The sequence below is a fragment of the Pantoea sp. UBA5923 genome (genome assembly GCF_002431095.1).
Classification (GTDB): domain Bacteria; phylum Pseudomonadota; class Gammaproteobacteria; order Enterobacterales; family Enterobacteriaceae; genus Pantoea; species Pantoea piersonii.
On the sequence record NZ_DJDN01000027.1, the window covers coordinates 58,914 to 74,396 of the forward strand.

General features: G+C 58.5%; 16 protein-coding genes. 2 read left to right on the plus strand and 14 right to left on the minus strand.

Annotation, left to right across the window (positions count from 1 at the left end; all coding sequences use genetic code 11):
* The first annotated feature begins 14 nt into the window (after positions 1 to 14).
* Positions 15 to 293 (plus strand): DUF2756 domain-containing protein, encoded by a 279-nt coding sequence (locus B3797_RS06445; protein ID WP_120457216.1) that lies wholly within the window; start codon positions 15 to 17, stop codon positions 291 to 293.
* Here B3797_RS06445 and ugpQ read toward each other — a convergent pair.
* From ugpQ to B3797_RS06495, 10 genes are all read right to left on the minus strand, one after another.
* Entirely contained in the window at positions 290 to 1,033 is a 744-nt protein-coding gene (ugpQ, locus tag B3797_RS06450; protein WP_311784062.1) for a glycerophosphodiester phosphodiesterase, read from the minus strand. The genes B3797_RS06445 and ugpQ overlap by 4 nt on opposite strands.
* A complete protein-coding gene (locus B3797_RS06455) occupies positions 1,030 to 2,103 on the minus strand; it encodes a sn-glycerol-3-phosphate import ATP-binding protein UgpC (protein WP_311790671.1) in 1,074 nt (357 codons plus the stop codon). The genes ugpQ and B3797_RS06455 overlap by 4 nt, the downstream gene beginning before the upstream one ends.
* A 2-nt stretch (positions 2,104 to 2,105) precedes the next feature.
* Positions 2,106 to 2,951: a sn-glycerol-3-phosphate ABC transporter permease UgpE gene (ugpE, locus tag B3797_RS06460; RefSeq protein ID WP_271152568.1), complete on the minus strand. Its 846-nt coding sequence runs from the start codon at positions 2,949 to 2,951 to the stop codon at positions 2,106 to 2,108.
* Positions 2,948 to 3,835 carry a sn-glycerol-3-phosphate ABC transporter permease UgpA gene (gene ugpA / locus B3797_RS06465; RefSeq protein ID WP_311784060.1) on the minus strand — a complete coding sequence of 296 codons (888 nt, stop codon included), beginning with the start codon at positions 3,833 to 3,835 and terminating at the stop codon, positions 2,948 to 2,950. Before ugpA ends, ugpE begins: the two co-directional genes overlap by 4 nt.
* Before the next feature lie 62 nt (positions 3,836 to 3,897).
* A complete protein-coding gene (gene ugpB / locus B3797_RS06470; RefSeq protein ID WP_120457207.1) occupies positions 3,898 to 5,214 on the minus strand; it encodes a sn-glycerol-3-phosphate ABC transporter substrate-binding protein UgpB in 1,317 nt (438 codons plus the stop codon).
* Between the two features lie 272 nt (positions 5,215 to 5,486).
* Positions 5,487 to 6,200: a high-affinity branched-chain amino acid ABC transporter ATP-binding protein LivF gene (gene livF, locus B3797_RS06475; protein ID WP_311790672.1), complete on the minus strand. Its 714-nt coding sequence runs from the start codon at positions 6,198 to 6,200 to the stop codon at positions 5,487 to 5,489.
* Between the two features lies 1 nt (position 6,201).
* A complete protein-coding gene (livG, locus tag B3797_RS06480) occupies positions 6,202 to 6,969 on the minus strand; it encodes a high-affinity branched-chain amino acid ABC transporter ATP-binding protein LivG (protein WP_311784058.1) in 768 nt (255 codons plus the stop codon).
* Complete coding sequence (locus B3797_RS06485) at positions 6,966 to 8,234, minus strand: high-affinity branched-chain amino acid ABC transporter permease LivM (RefSeq protein ID WP_271152567.1); 1,269 nt, start codon at positions 8,232 to 8,234, stop codon at positions 6,966 to 6,968. Before B3797_RS06485 ends, livG begins: the two co-directional genes overlap by 4 nt.
* Entirely contained in the window at positions 8,231 to 9,157 is a 927-nt protein-coding gene (livH, locus tag B3797_RS06490; protein ID WP_311784056.1) for a high-affinity branched-chain amino acid ABC transporter permease LivH, read from the minus strand. The genes B3797_RS06485 and livH overlap by 4 nt, the downstream gene beginning before the upstream one ends.
* 71 nt (positions 9,158 to 9,228) lie before the next feature.
* Positions 9,229 to 10,356 (minus strand): branched-chain amino acid ABC transporter substrate-binding protein, encoded by a 1,128-nt coding sequence (locus B3797_RS06495; RefSeq protein ID WP_120457199.1) that lies wholly within the window; start codon positions 10,354 to 10,356, stop codon positions 9,229 to 9,231.
* Between the two features lie 400 nt (positions 10,357 to 10,756).
* Between B3797_RS06495 and panM the strand changes: the two genes are divergently transcribed.
* A complete protein-coding gene (gene panM, locus B3797_RS06500; RefSeq protein WP_311790673.1) occupies positions 10,757 to 11,143 on the plus strand; it encodes an aspartate 1-decarboxylase autocleavage activator PanM in 387 nt (128 codons plus the stop codon).
* Positions 11,144 to 11,182: 39 nt separating this feature from the next.
* Here panM and rpoH read toward each other — a convergent pair whose 3' ends face one another.
* The 4 genes from rpoH to ftsY all read right to left on the minus strand — a co-directional run bounded on the left by rpoH (position 11,183) and on the right by ftsY (position 15,374).
* Positions 11,183 to 12,040 (minus strand): RNA polymerase sigma factor RpoH, encoded by an 858-nt coding sequence (gene rpoH, locus B3797_RS06505; protein ID WP_120457195.1) that lies wholly within the window; start codon positions 12,038 to 12,040, stop codon positions 11,183 to 11,185.
* Positions 12,041 to 12,281: 241 nt separating this feature from the next.
* Entirely contained in the window at positions 12,282 to 13,265 is a 984-nt protein-coding gene (gene ftsX, locus B3797_RS06510; RefSeq protein ID WP_120457193.1) for a permease-like cell division protein FtsX, read from the minus strand.
* Complete coding sequence (ftsE, locus tag B3797_RS06515) at positions 13,255 to 13,923, minus strand: cell division ATP-binding protein FtsE (protein ID WP_120457191.1); 669 nt, start codon at positions 13,921 to 13,923, stop codon at positions 13,255 to 13,257. Before ftsE ends, ftsX begins: the two co-directional genes overlap by 11 nt.
* A gap of 5 nt (positions 13,924 to 13,928) precedes the next feature.
* Complete coding sequence (ftsY, locus tag B3797_RS06520; RefSeq protein ID WP_311790674.1) at positions 13,929 to 15,374, minus strand: signal recognition particle-docking protein FtsY; 1,446 nt, start codon at positions 15,372 to 15,374, stop codon at positions 13,929 to 13,931.
* Positions 15,375 to 15,483: the final 109 nt, after the last annotated feature.

A 15,483-nucleotide genomic window follows, 5' to 3' on the forward strand; every position in this document is an offset into this window, starting at 1 on the left:
ACGGAGGAAGTTACATGAAAAAATGGTTAATCGTTTTTGCCGCGCTGCTGCCGCTTAGCGGTATGGCTAATATGCTGAACAATACCAACCAACCTAATCAGCCGGGCTACAACCCGAGCCAGCAGCGTATGCAGACGCAGATGCAAATCCAGCAGCAGCAACAGCAGGGCAAACTGCAGCAGGATCAGCAGCAGCAGACGCAGCAGATACAGCGGAAACTACAGGAGCAGCGCAGCAGCGCCCAGCAGCGCGTGATTAATGCGCAGCCGGGACAGCAGCAGAACCGTAATTAACGGAAGTCGGGGCCGATGATGTCGATGCGATCGGTGCAGATGGCGTCAACGCCCCATTTCAGCAGCGTACGCGCCCGCTCGGGATCGTTCACCGTGTAGACCAGAATATGCAAACCGGCGGCCTTCAGCGCCGAGACGCGCTCTGCGTCGAGCAGCTTATGGTTAAGGTGAATCGAGACGCAGGCGAGCGCCGCGGTTTTTGTTTGCCACTCCTCATCCCACTCATCCAGCAGCAGGCCACGCGGCAAGTCAGGTTCCGCCTGCATTGCTGCCTCCAGCGCCTCATAAGAGAACGACGACAGCAGCGGCGCGGTCATTCCCTGCCATAAACGCTTCGCCGCATGGGCGATGGCGCGGCCGGTTTCCGCTTCACTACCGGTAGTGGGTTTGATTTCAATATTCGCCATCAGGCCATGCTGTTGACAGCGCGCCGCGACGTCGGGAAGCAGCGCCAGCGGTTCGCCGTCGAACGCCTTGCCGAACCAGCCGCCCGCGTCGAGCTGCGCCAGTTTTTCCCACGGCAGATCGCCCGCTACGCCCCAGCCGTTGCTGGTGCGATCGAGCGTATCGTCGTGCAGCAGGAAAATCTGTTTATCCTGCGACAGCTTAGCGTCGAACTCGATCATGGTATGACCCAGCTCCGCACCGACGTCGATCGCCGCCAGGGTATTTTCCGGGGCCAGTTTGCCGCCGCCGCGATGGGCGACGATATGAGGATAGGGCCAGCTGTGTGTGTTCATTCCAGACGCTTTCCGGTAGTTGAATCGAAATAGTGTAACGCATCCGCTGGCAGATGCAGCCACAGCGTGCTGCCCGCCTGCGGCCGCTCGCTGTGCGGCAGACGCACCACCAGCGGCGTCTCGCCGATACGCCCGTGTGCCAGATTATCCGCGCCGAGCAGCTCCAGCGTCTCTACGCGCAGCGGAATGCCATCGCGCTCGTGCGGGCTGACCCGCACATGCTCCGGACGAATGCCGAGCGTGACGGCGCGATTAGCCCACTTCGCTTTGCTGTCGCCGAGCGGCAGGGAGTGCGAGTTATCAATATTGAAACGCGTACCGTCGCTGCCAATCTGGCCAACCAGCAGATTCATCGCCGGCGCGCCGATAAACGAGGCGACGAACTGGCTGGCGGGACGCTCATAAATTTCTACCGGCGTGCCGATCTGCTCGACAAAACCTTTGTTCAGTACCATCACGCGCTGCGCCAGCGTCATCGCCTCAACCTGATCGTGCGTCACATAGAGGCTGGTGGTTTGCAGGCGGCGATGCAGCTGCTGAAGCTCAAGCCGCATCTGCACGCGCAGGCGCGCGTCCAGGTTGGAGAGCGGCTCGTCGAACAAAAACACCGACGGCTCGCGCACGATAGCGCGTCCCATCGCCACGCGCTGGCGCTGTCCTCCGGAAAGCTCGCGCGGACGGCGGCTCAGCAGCTGATCCAGCTCCAGACTGCGCGCCGCCTCCAGCACGCGCAGGCGGATATGCTCTTTGCTCATCCCGCGGATCTTCAGCCCGTAGGCCATGTTCTCTTCTACCGTCATATGCGGATAGAGCGCATAGTTCTGGAACACCATGGCGATGCCGCGATCTTTCGGCTCCATCTGGGTGACGCGCTTGTCGTCGATATAGATATCGCCGGAGGTGACGCGCTCCAGCCCCGCCACCATGCGCAGCAGCGTCGATTTGCCACAGCCGGAAGGGCCGACCATCACCATAAATTCGCCGTCGTTGACGGTGACGTTAAGCGGCTGAATGATTTGATTCTTGCCGTCGTAAGACTTGGTTACCGCCTGAAGGGTTACGCCTGCCATGCTTATTTCTCGCTCTCGACCAGGCCACGCACGAACGCGCGCTGCATGACCAGCACCACCACCACCGGTGGGATCAGGGTTAATAACATTGCCGCCATCACTTCGTTCCACTGCGTCGGCGATCCGCTGGTGGAGATCATGCTTTTGATCCCCGCTACCGCGGTGCTGAGCGAGGCGTCGTTGACGATCAGCAGCGGCCAGAGATACTGGTTCCAGCCGTAAATAAAGGTGATAACAAAGAGCGCCGCGAGGTTAGTTTTCGACAGCGGCAGCACGATATCCCAGAAGAAGCGCATCGCGCTGGCGCCGTCGATGCGCGCCGCCTCGATTAGCTCGTCCGGCAGCGACATAAAGAATTGGCGGAACAGGAAGGTCGCCGTGGCCGACGCCATCAGCGGCAGCGTCAGGCCGCTGTAGCTGTCGAGCATATTGAGGTTGGAAATCACCTGTACCGTCGGAAAGATACGCACCTCGACCGGCAGCATCAGCGTGATAAAGATCAGCCAGAAAAAGAGCGTGCGCAGCGGAAAGCGGAACCAGACCAGCGCAAAGGCGGAGAGCATCGACACCGTGATCTTACCGACGGTGATGCCGAACGCCATGATCAGGCTGTTAAGCAGCATCAGGCTAAAAGCCGGGCCGCTGCCGTTAACGCCCTGCGTCCAGATGCGCGAGATGTTCTCCCACAGATGGGTTCCCGGAATAAGCGTCATCGGCACCTGATAGACCGCTTCGTTATCCAGCGTGGCGGCGACAAAGGCGACATAGAGCGGAAAAAGAATAGTGAGCACGCCCAGCACCAGCAGCGTGTGGCTGAAGATATCCAGCCCGCGACGGTTTTCAATCATTGGTACTGTACCTTACGCTCAACGAAGCGGAACTGAATAACGGTCAGGCCGATAACCAGCAGCATCAGCACTACCGACTGGGCCGCCGAAGAGGAGAGATCCAGCCCGGTAAAACCTTCACGATAAATTTTGTAGATAAGCGTCGTGGTCGCCTGCACCGGCCCGCCGCCGGTCGCGGCGTCGATAACAGGGAAGGTGTCGAAGAAGGCGTAGATCAGGTTCACCACCAGCAGGAAAAAGCTGACCGGCGTAATCAGCGGCAGCGACAGATTGAAGAAGCGCCGCACCGGACCGGCACCGTCGATCGCCGCGGCTTCCACCAGCGATTTCGGAATCGACTGCAGCGCCGCGAAAAAGAATAAAAAGTTGTAGCTCATCTGCTGCCAGATCGAGGCCACCACGATCAGGAACATCGCCTGGCCGCTGTTCTGGGCATAGTTCCAGCTGTAGCCAAGCTGGTTAAGGAGATGGCTAATCAGGCCGAGGCCGGGATTGAACAGAAACATCCACAGCACCGCCGCGACCACGGGCGCCACCGCGTAAGGCAGCAGCAGCAGCGTCTGGTAGAGCTTGCGCAGCCGAATAACGTAATCCACCAGCGCCGCCAGCAGCAGCGACAGCACCATGCCGCATACCGTCACCAGGGTGCTGAAGACGATAGTGGTCCAGAAGGCGTCGAGGTAGTAGCTGTCCTGAAACAAACGCCTGAAGTTTTCGAAGCCGACAAAAGTGCTGGAGATGCCGAACGGGTCAAGGCTCTGCAGCGAATACCACAGGGCTTCGCCCGCGGGCCAGAGGAAAAAGATAGCGGTAATCAGCAGCTGCGGCAGCACCAGCAGATAGGGCAACAGACTGGTGCGGAACACCGGGCGAGATGAAGACATAGCGTACTCTGTCTGAGAAAGAGAACAGGGTCGGCACGCGCCGACCCTTTTACCGAACGGAATTACTTCACTTGCTGTTCAAAGCGGCGCAGCAGCTCGTTGCCGCGTTTCACCGCGTTATCCAGCGCAGCCTGCGGCGACTGTTTGCCAGTCCAGACGCCTTCCAGCTCCTCGTCGACCACGGTGCGGATCTGCGGCATATTGCCCAGACGCATGCCTTTAGTGAACGGCAGCGGATCTTTGTTCAGCATCTGACGCGTCGCGATATCCGCACCAGGGTTCTTGTCATAGAAGCCCTGCTGCTTGCTCAGCTCGTAAGCCGCGGTGGTGATCGGCAGGTAGCCGGTTTTCTGGTGCCATTCGGCCGCGATTTCCGGCTGCGCGAGGAACTGCATAAACTCCGCGACGCCCTTATAGGTGTCGGCGTTTTTGCCCTTCATCACCCACAGGCTGGCCCCGCCGATAATGGCGTTCTGCGGCGCGTTCGGCACAGTTTCGTCATACGGCATCATGCCAACACCGTAGTTAAATTTGGCGTAGTGCTTGATATCCGCCAGCGAACCAGAGGAGGCGGTAGTAATGCCGCAGTCACCGTTATAGAACTTGGCGGTGGACTCGTCTTTACGGCCAAAGTAGGTGAAGTCGCCTTTCTTGTTCATATCCTCCAGCATCTGGATATGGCGCACCTGCACCGGCTTGTTGAATTCCAGCACCGCATCGGTGCCGTCGAAGCCGTTGTTTTTGCTGGCGACCGGCAAGGCGTGCCAGGCGCTGAAGTTTTCGATTTGGATCCAGCCCTGCCAGCCGCTGGCGTAGCCGCAGGTCAGGCCCGCTTTACGCAGCGCGTCGGCATCTTTTGCCAGCTCCTGCCAGGTTTTCGGCGGCTGGTCGGGGTTCAGGCCCGCTTTTTTAAAGGCGTCCTTGTTGTAGTAGAGCACCGGCGTGGAGCTGTTGAACGGCTGAGAAATCAGGTGGCCGCTGGCATCGCTGTAGTAGCCCGCCACGGTCGGCACGAACTGTTTTTCGTCAAAGGGGATGCCCGCGTCCTGGAAAACCTGATGCACCGGCACGATCGCCTTCGAGGCCATCATGGTTGCGGTGCCGACTTCGTACACCTGCAAAATGGCGGGCGCTTTACCGGAACGTACCGCTGCGATGCCTGCCGCGAGGCTCTGCTCGTAGTTACCTTTGTAGGTTGGAACAATTTTATAGTCGGGATGCGCCTGGTTAAAACGTTGCGCCAGAGAGTCGACTTCTTTGCCTAACTCGCCCTCCATAGAATGCCAGAAAGGAATCTCAGTGGCGGCCAGCGCATTGCCGCTGATAGCCAGGCCCAGAACCGCACTCATCAGGCTACGACGAAAAGTAAACACGGACATAGAATTTTCCTGTGCAGGTAGGTACGCGCGATATCACGCATTTTTTGTTCGCGGAGTAACATGACACGGGGAAATGACGGATTAATAACAGATAAATGACAGCCATATGACGGCCGGATGAAAGGGTTTACCTGACGTTTTTTAACAGACTACAGCCGCAGCCGTCGGCGGCGCAGCCAGATTACGGACGGCCAGCGCCGTCACCGCAGCGTACAAGCTGTACGTGAGGATGACGAGCGCTGCCCAACCGCAATCTGGCAGGCAAGTCAGCTCTAGGCACCTAAATAGGCGCTGCGAACCGCTTCGTTGGAGAGCAGGGCTTCCCCGGTATCTTCCAGCACGACATGACCGTTTTCCAGCACATAGCCGCGATCCGCCAGCTTCAGCGCCTGATTGGCGTTCTGCTCCACCAGGAAGATGGTCATCCCCTCTTTGCGCAGCTGTTCGATGGTGTCGAAGATCTGCTGGATAATAATCGGTGCCAGTCCCAGCGAAGGTTCATCCAGCAGCAGCAGACGCGGCTGGCTCATTAGCGCGCGGCCAATCGCCAGCATCTGCTGCTCACCGCCGGACATGGTGCCCGCACGCTGGATTTTACGCTCCGCCAGGCGTGGGAAGAGTTCATAGACGCGCGCGATGCGCGTCTGATACTCCCGGCGGCTGGCAAAGAAGCCGCCCATCGCCAGGTTCTCTTCCACCGTCATGCGCGAGAATACCCGGCGTCCTTCCGGCACGATAGCGATCGCCTCGCGCATGATGCGCGCGGTTTGCCAGTCGGTAATCACTTTGCCATCAAAGGTAATCGTGCCCTGCGTGGCGCGCGGCTCGCCGCACAGCGTGCCGAGCAGCGTGGTTTTTCCCGCGCCGTTGGCGCCGATCAGGGTGACAATTTCCCCCTGGCTGATATGCAGACTGATGTTATGCAGCGCCTGGATCTTGCCGTAGTGCGCGCTGACGTTATTAACGGATAACATCGGGTTTGCCATGTTACGCCTCTCCTAAATAGGCTCGGATCACATCCGGATTGTTGCGCACCTCTTCCGGCGTGCCGTTGGCCAGCGGCGTACCCTGGTTCACCACATAGATACGGTCGGAAATACCCATCACCAGCTTCATATCGTGTTCAATCAGCAGCACAGAAACCTTGTGCTCACCGCGCAGCTCAGCAATCAGCTCATCCAGCTCGTGCGTCTCTTTCGGGTTAAGCCCGGCCGCCGGTTCGTCCAGCATCAGGATCTCCGGGCGCGTCACCATGCAGCGCGCAATCTCCAGACGGCGCTGCTGGCCGTAAGCCAGATTGCCCGCCTGACGGTTGGCGAGATCGAGCAGCCCGATGCGCTCCAGCCAGGTGGCGGCGCGATCCAGCGCTTCGCTCTCGCCGCGACGAAACGCAGGCGTTTTAAATAAGCCTGAAAAGAGGCCGCTTTTCAGATGCTGATGCTGCGCCACCAGCAGGTTCTCAATAACCGTCATCTCACGGAACAGGCGAACGTGCTGAAAGGTGCGCACCACGCCCATGCGGGCGATCTTTTGGCCGGGCAGCCCTTCCAGATGCTGCTCGCGCAGCTTAATGGTGCCGCCGGTCGGCTTGTAGAAGCCGGTCAGGCAGTTGAAAACGGTGGTCTTGCCCGCGCCGTTCGGGCCGATCAGCGAGACGATCTCCTGCGGGCGCAGCTCCAGCGCCACGTTATTGACCGCCAGCAGGCCGCCGAAGCGCATCATCAGACCCTCAACGGCTAATAAAGGCTGAATCATGCCTGCTCTCCTTGTTTCTGCTTCAGTTTCAGGTGCGGACGCTTCATCGGCAGCAGCCCCTGCGGACGCCAGATCATCATCAGCACCATCAGGCCGCCCAGCACCAGCATGCTGTATTCATTAAGATCGCGCATCAGCTCGCGCGAGACCACCAGCAGGATAGCGGCAAGGATAACGGCGAACTGCGAGCCCATACCACCCAGCACCACAATCGCCAGCACAAAGGCTGATTCGACAAAGGTAAAGGATTCCGGGCTGACAAAGCCCTGACGCGCGGCGAATAGCGTACCGGCGAAGCCCGCAAAGGCGGCGCTGATGGTAAAAGCGGTCAGCTTGATGCGCGTCGGGCTCAGGCCGAGCGAGCGACAGGCGATCTCATCTTCGCGCAGCGCTTCCCACGCGCGGCCCAGCGGCATACGCAGCAGGCGATTGATCACGAACAGCGTCAGCGCCACCAGCAGCAACGCCACCAGGTAGAGGAAAATGACGCGATCGCTGGGGTCATATTTCAAGCCGAAGAACTCGTGGAACGTACTCCAGCCGCCTTCAGAGACTTTGCGGCCAAACTCCAGGCCGAACAGCGAAGGTTTCGGGATCTGCGCAATCCCATTAGGGCCGCCGGTAATAGCGGTGTTATTCAGCAGCAGGATACGCACGATTTCGCCGAAACCGAGGGTGACGATCGCCAGATAGTCGCCGCGCAGACGTAAAACCGGAAAGCCGAGCAGCAGGCCGAACAGCGCCGACACGATGCCCGCCAGCGGCAGACACTCCCAGAAGCCGAGACCGAAGTAGTGGTTCAGCAGCGCAAAAGTATAAGCGCCGATAGCATAGAAGCCGCCGTAGCCGAGCACCAGCAGACCCGAGAGGCCAACCACCACGTTCAGGCCCAGGCCAAGCATCACGTAGATCAGCGTCAGCGTGGCGATATCCACCGCGCCGCGCGACACGAAAAAGGGCCAGGCCACCGCTACGACGATCAGCGCCAGCATAAACAGCTTCTGCTTAGGCGTAGAGCCGTCGATGCCGGGCAACACCAGCGTCGGGCCGGAGATTTTTTTCATGCCGCGCTGCCAGAACGGGCGCAGCAGCTGAAACAGAAAAACCACGGCACAGCCGACGAAAATCCAGTTCCAGCGCACGTCCCCGGCGCTCTGCACTACCAGTCGCGTGCCGTCCAGGCCGAGCCGCATCCCCATAAAGAAGCTGGCCAGCACCAGCAGCATGACGGCGGAGATCAGCGCATTGATAAAGGAGGACTTCATACTTTTTCTACCTCCGGACGACCCAGGATACCGGTCGGCATGACCAGCAGCACCACGATCAGCAGCGCAAAAGAGACGACGTCTTTATATTCAGTGCTGAGATAGGCGGAGGTCAGGGCTTCGGCGATGCCGAGCACCAGGCCGCCGATCATCGCGCCCGGAATGCTGCCGATACCGCCAAGCACCGCGGCGGTAAAGGCCTTCATGCCCGCCATAAAACCGATAAAGGGGTTAATGGAGCCGTAGAACTGGCCGAGCAGCACACCCGCCACCGCCGCCATCGCCGCACCGATCACAAAGGTCAGCGAAATCACGCGGTCGGTATTGATGCCGAGCAGACTCGCCATCTTCAGGTCTTCGGCACAGGCGCGGCAGGCGCGGCCCATACGCGAATAGCGAATAAACAGCGTCAGCGCCAGCATCGCCACAAAGGTCACCAGCCAGATCACGATCTGCATGGTGGAGATGGTGGCGGCAAAGCCGTTGCTCTGACCCAGCGTCCACTGGCCGGTGATCAGGCTCGGCAGCGCGAGGTCGCGCGAGCCCTGCGTCAGGCTGACGTAGTTTTGCAGGAATATCGACATGCCAATGGCGGAGATCAACGCGATCAATCGCTTCGACGATCGCACCGGCTTATAGGCGACACGCTCAATGCTCCAGCCGTAGGCGCTGGAGATCAGGATCGCCATCACAAAGCCAGCGGCGATCATCAGCCAGCCGGTGTCGATGCCCATCATCATCAGGGCGGCGATAACGATAAAAGAGACATAGCTGCCGATCATATAGACCTCGCCGTGGGCGAAGTTGATCATGCCGATAATGCCGTAAACCATGGTGTAACCAATGGCGATCAGCGCGTAGGTGCTGCCGAGAGTGACCCCGTTAAGCATCTGCTGAGTGAAATAAAGAAACTGCTCGGACATAGTGAAGACCTGCATTAGAACGGGAAAATCCCCTGCCGTAGCGGCAAGGGATTTGTCTGCCGATGGGACGATTACTTAACCGCGGTAGAAGAACCGTCTTTGTGCCATTTAAATACGCCGAACTCGAAACCTTTCAGATCGCCTTTCTGGTCCCAGCTCAGGTTACCCATCACTGTCGGTACCGGCTCGCCGCCCTTCAGGTTTTTCGCAATCTCTTCCGGCTCGTCGCTTTTGCTGCGCTCGATGCCAGCTACCAGCGACTGGATCGCCGCGTAGGTGGTCCAGACGAACGGACCGGTCGGATCTTTGCGGTTCTGCGCGCTGTTGGCTTTGATGGCGTCAACGATCGCTTTGTTCTCCGGCAGCTGGTCGTAGCGCTTCGGCAGCGTCACGTAGATGCCTTCAGAAGCGTCGCCTGCGATATTGGAGAGCGAGGCGTTGCCCACGCCTTCAGGCCCCATAAAGCCAGCGTTCAGACCCGCCGCTTTTGCCTGGCGCAGAATCTGGCCCATTTCCGGGTAGTAACCGCCGTAGTAGACGAAGTCCACATTCTCTTTCTTCAGGCGCGCAATCAGCGTAGAGAAGTCTTTATCGCCTGCGGTAATGCCTTCAAACAGCACCACGTTGCCGCCTTTGGCTTTCAGGGTTTTCTGTACGGATTCCGCCAGCCCCTGGCCATACTGCTGCTTGTCATGCACCACGGCGATACGCTTGGGTTTGATCTCGCTGAGGATATAGTTAGCAGCGGTCGGGCCCTGATCGGAGTCGAGCCCGGTGGTGCGCATAATGGTGGCATAACCGCGTGCAGTCAGCTCTGGCGCGGTCGCCGCCGGGGTAATCATCAGCACGCCTTCGTCGTTATAAATGTCAGACGCAGGCTGGGTAGAAGAGGAGCAAAGATGGCCGATAACATATTTTATGCCGTCGTTGACGACTTTGTTCGCCACCGCCACGGCCTGTTTCGGGTCGCAGGCGTCGTCATACTCTACGCCCACCAGTTTGTTGCCGTTCACGCCGCCTTTGGCGTTGATATCTTTAATCGCCTGAGCGGCGCCGGTGAACTGCATATCGCCATACTGCGCTACCGGGCCGGTCACGGCACCCACGATAGCGATTTTGATATCGGCAGCCAGGGCGGCGTGGCTCATCGCCAGCGCAACGCAACCCGCCAGTAATGCGCGGCCTTTACTCATTTTCATGCGGACTTCCCCATCTTGTTGTGTCTGTGATTTGTGGTTTGCTGTTGCTACCGGATAAAGCCGAAAAATGATGTTTATGAACGATTTAGCGTGCTTTTCCGGTATTTTTTGATAATAAGGCTTTATTTTTCAGGTTATTAAACAGGAAGTTTCTTCTGTAAATCAACTGACCTGTTGGGAAATAGCGGGCCGAAACAGCATAATCATCTGGTTGTTATGCAGGCTTTTTCTCCATTTCTCCAGCGCGTTATGCTGGCTTATGCGCCGCTTATTGTTCTTTATCTCCTCTATCCTGGCATCCCGGCCATCTTTTGACCTGTTTTCAACTTAAAAAAGTGACGGCGCTCTGACTGTATAAATTCGCTACACTATGCCCTTTCGACTAGTACAGGTGTTTGTTATGAAGCTGACTATTCTGCGCCTGACCACCTTCAGCCCGCAGGACCACATCGATCTGGCGAAAATCTGGCCAAAAGAAGATATTACGGCGCTGGAAAAAAGCCTGAGCGAAAACCAGCGCCTTTACGCCGCGCGCTTTAATGAGCGGCTGCTGGGCGCGCTAAAGCTGGAGATTGTGGGAGCGCAGGGGAAAATTTCGCAGCTGGAGGTGCGCGAGGTGACGCGGCGGCGCGGCGTGGGTCAATATCTGATGGAAGAGACGATGGCGCAAAACGGCTCTGTCTCAAGCTGGTGGGTAGCGGATGACGGCAGCGCAAACCAGGGCGAGCGCGCCGCTTTTATGCAGGCCTGCGGTTTTCGCGCGCAGAGTGACGGCTGGGTCAAATAACGGGCAAAAAAAAGGGCGACTTCGCGTCGCCCGTTTTTTTTATGCTTCTATCGCCATACGTAATTTCTTCATGGCGTTCTTTTCAAGCTGTCGCACGCGTTCGGCTGACACGCCGTAGCGATCCGCCAGTTCCTGCAGCGTGGTTTTGTTATCTTCGTCCAGCCAGCGGGCGCGGATGATGTGCTGGCTGCGCTCGTCGAGGCCCAGCATCGCGTCGCTCAGCTTATCAGCAGCGTGCGATTCCCAGTTATCCTCTTCGATGCCGTCGGCGAAGTCTGAGGTTTTATCCTGCAGATAGAGCACCGGCGCCATTGTTTTGCCTTCGCCGCTCTCATCGTCGGCGGACATATCGAAGGTCATATCCTGCGCGGCCATACGCGATTCCATTTCACGCACGTCTTTGCTGCTTACGCCCAGTTCACGCGCCACCATCTCGACTTCGTCCTGGTTGAACCAGCCCAGACGCTGCTTGGTTTTACGCAGGTTAAAGAACAGCTTGCGCTGCGCTTTAGTGGTAGCGACCTTCACGATACGCCAGTTACGCAGCACGTATTCGTGAATCTCGGCTTTAATCCAGTGGACGGCGAAAGAGACCAGACGCACGCCAACTTCAGGATTAAAGCGACGCACCGCCTTCATCAGGCCGATGTTCCCTTCCTGAATCAGGTCCGCCTGAGGCAGGCCGTAACCGGAATAATTACGAGCGATATGAACTACAAAGCGCAGGTGAGACAGGATCAGCGTCTTAGCCGCATCCAGATCGCCCTGGTAATGCAGCCGTTCAGCCAGCGCTTTTTCCTCTTCTGCCGACAGCATCGGCCAGACGTTGGCGGCCCGAACGTAAGATTCCAGGTTGCCAAGAGGAGCAATAGCTAAAGTTTGCATTTCTTTGGTCATTCAAACCCTCACAATGGTTATTAAGTTGCTGCGTCTTCCCTTTGAGCAGACGTTACCTTAAGTCAACGCCGGGGAAAATCCGAAAGCAATCTGTGCTACTTAGAGTAGCCAAGTTATCCACAAGTTCAATTATAGCAGTGAATATTTTACACACAGATGACGAGGCGGGAAGAGAGGGGTTCCTCTGCGCCCGAATCGTCGGCAGCAGAGGAACATTATATCAAAAAAACGTTGCAGGCGGTTACTGGGGCGTAAAACGACGTAAATGTTGTACCGTTGCCAGCCATGCCGCGATCCAGCCGATAATGGCGGCGATAAGCAGCAGCAGCAGACCTTCATCCCACGAGAAGCCTTCCAGCGCGAAGGTCGTGCCAAACACCTGCGCCACCTGCGCCACCACCGACTGCAGACGCAGAACCAGCACCTCAGAGAGGATCAGCGACAGCACCGCGCCGCTAAAGCCGAGCAGCGCGCCGCCATAAAGGAACGGGCGCAGGATAAAGCCGTCGGTGGCGCCGATCAGCTTCTGCACGTTGATGGTATCGCGTCGCGCGAAGATGCTAAGCCGCACGCTGTTACCGATCACCAGGAACACCGCGACAATCATTAGAACGCCGATCATGGAAGCGACCTGCCCTACCAGCCCGGTCAGCGCCGCCAGACGGGCGAACCAGCTGTCGTCCATGCGCACTTCATCGACGCCCTGCACTTTCGCTACCCTGTCGCGCAGGTTCTGCATGGTGCTGGAGTTCTGGAAGTTGAGCTTCGGCGTGATAATCGCCACTGCCGGCAGCGGGTTCTGCTCCAGCATATCCATCGCGCCGCCAAAGCCCGACCAGTTGCGGAACTCATTCAGCGCCTCTTCCCGCGTCAGGTAATTAACGCTATCTACGCCATCGACCTGCTTCAGCTGCGCCACCACATTTTCAGCGGCGGTATCGTCCAGCGTTTTCGACAGATAGACCGTCAGCTGCGGCGCGGGATACCACTGCGTCGCGGCCTGGCTGACGTTTTTCCATACCATGTAGCAGACGCTGGGCAGCGTCAGCGAGATAGCGATAACCATCACCGTCAGCAGCGTCGCCAGCGGCTGGCGATACATATCGGACAGCGTGCCGCGCCACGCGTAGCGCCACTGTTCCTGCCAGCCGCCCTTCAGCGCTTTGCTTTTTGACGGCGCTTTCGCTTTTGGCGCAGCGGGGCGCTTGTTGCGTTTATTGACCATCGTGGCCTCCATGCAGGCGTCCCTGATTGAGCGTCATAACGCGATAGCGACGACGCGCGATCAGCCCGCTGTCGTGCGTCGCCATCAGCACCGTGACGCCCACGCGGTTAAACTCTTCAAACAGTCGCAGAATATCTTCTGACAGCGCGTCATCCAGGTTGCCGGTCGGTTCGTCCGCCAGCAGCACAGCGGGCTTGTTCACGACAGCGCGCGCAATGCCAACGCGCTGCTGTTCACCGCCGGAGAGCTGGATTGGAAAGCTTTTCGCCTTATCGAGCAGGCCAACCTTATCCAGCGCCGCCGACACGCGACGGCGAATATCTTCGCCGCTGGCGCCGGCGATAATCAGCGGGATCGCCACGTTGTCATAAACAGAACGATCCATCAGCAGATGGTGATCCTGAAAGATCATGCCAATCTGGCGACGCAGAAACGGCACCTCGCTGTTGCGCAACCGGGAAATGTCGTGACCGCTGAACCAGATATGGCCCGCGCTCGGCCGCTCAATGCCACAAATCAGCTTCAGCAGGGTACTCTTACCGGCGCCGGAATGGCCGGTGAGGAACGCCATTTCGCCCTGCCGCAAATGGAAATCCGCGCCCTGCAGCGCCTGACGTCCACCGAGATATGCCTTACTGACCTCTTCAAAGCGAATCATCCCAATCAATCCTCTCGGGCAAACAGTGCCTCAATAAAATCCTCGGCCTTGAAGGGCCGTAAATCTTCAATACCTTCACCGACGCCGATATAGCGAATCGGGATGCCGAACTGATCGGCCACGGAGAAGATCACGCCGCCTTTCGCCGTTCCGTCCAGCTTGGTCAGGGTAATACCGGTCAGGCCGACCGCCTCATGGAAAAGTTTCGCCTGGCTGATGGCGTTCTGACCGGTGCTGGCATCAAGGGTGAGCATCACTTCGTGCGGCGCCTCCTCGTCCAGCTTTTTCATCACGCGAGTGATTTTCTTCAGCTCTTCCATCAGGTGCGATTTATTCTGCAGTCGACCCGCCGTATCGGCGATCAGCACGTCAACGCCGCGTGCTTTCGCCGCCTGGATGGCATCGAAAATCACCGAGGCGGAGTCTGCGCCGGTATGCTGCGCCACGACCGGAATATGGTTGCGCTCGCCCCACACCTGCAGCTGCTCAACGGCCGCCGCGCGGAAGGTATCGCCCGCCGCCAGCATCACCGATTTGCCCTGCGCCTGATACTGACGCGCCAGCTTGCCGATGGTGGTGGTTTTACCGACGCCGTTTACGCCGACCATCAGGATAACGAACGGCGCTTTGCCGCTGACGTCGAGCGGCGCGTCGACCTTCGCCAGAATGCCCGACATCTCTGCTTTCAACAGGCCGTAGAGCGCTTCCGCATCGCGCAGCTGTTTGCGGTTCGCCTGCTGCGTCAGGTTAGTAATGATGCGGCGCGTCGTCTCTACGCCGACGTCGGCGATCAGCAGCTGCTCTTCCAGCTCTTCAAACAGATCGTCGTCGATTTTTTTGCCGCGGAACAGGCTGATAAAGCCGGAGCCAAGGTTCTGGCGGGTTTTTACCAGGCTACGTTTCAGGCGGGCGAAGAAACCCTCTTTGGTGGGGCGCTCCTGCTCCTGAGAAACGATCGGCGCGGCGGCGAGCGGCAGATCGCTGACGGTATCCTGAATCTCATCTTCGGCGGCGATCTCTTCCGCCGCTTCATCCTGCGGCGCTTCTGCCAGTGCCAGCGCCGCTAGCTCTTCGTCATCCAGCGGCTGCTCCTCTTCGGGCAGCGCTTCCGGCACAATCTCTTCTTCTATCGGCTGCGGCGCCAGCTCCGGCTCTTCTTCCGGAATGATCTCCTCCAGCGGCGCGATAATTTCCGCATCCTGCGCTTTCTGGACGATCGGTTCAGCTTCCGGCTCAGCGGCAATGTGCTCTTCAGCGGCGTGCGCTGGCGCTTCGCGCTGCGCCTCGGCGAGCTGCTCGGTCAGTTCGACGGTATGCGCCGCGTCGGTTTCCGCCTGCGCTAGCGCAGGATCCTCTGGCTGCTGTTCAGGCGTTTCAGCAGGCTGTTGTGTCTCTTCTTCTTTGCCAAATCCCAGCCAGGAAAAAAAGCCACGTTTTTTCTCTTTTGCCATTGTGTGACCACACTCCTCGATGGCTTAATCCCGGTCGCTCGCTGTTCCCAGGGGATAAAAATTAGCTCTGGTTTTCACCGCCAAAAGGGCGAAAAACGGCAGAATTATG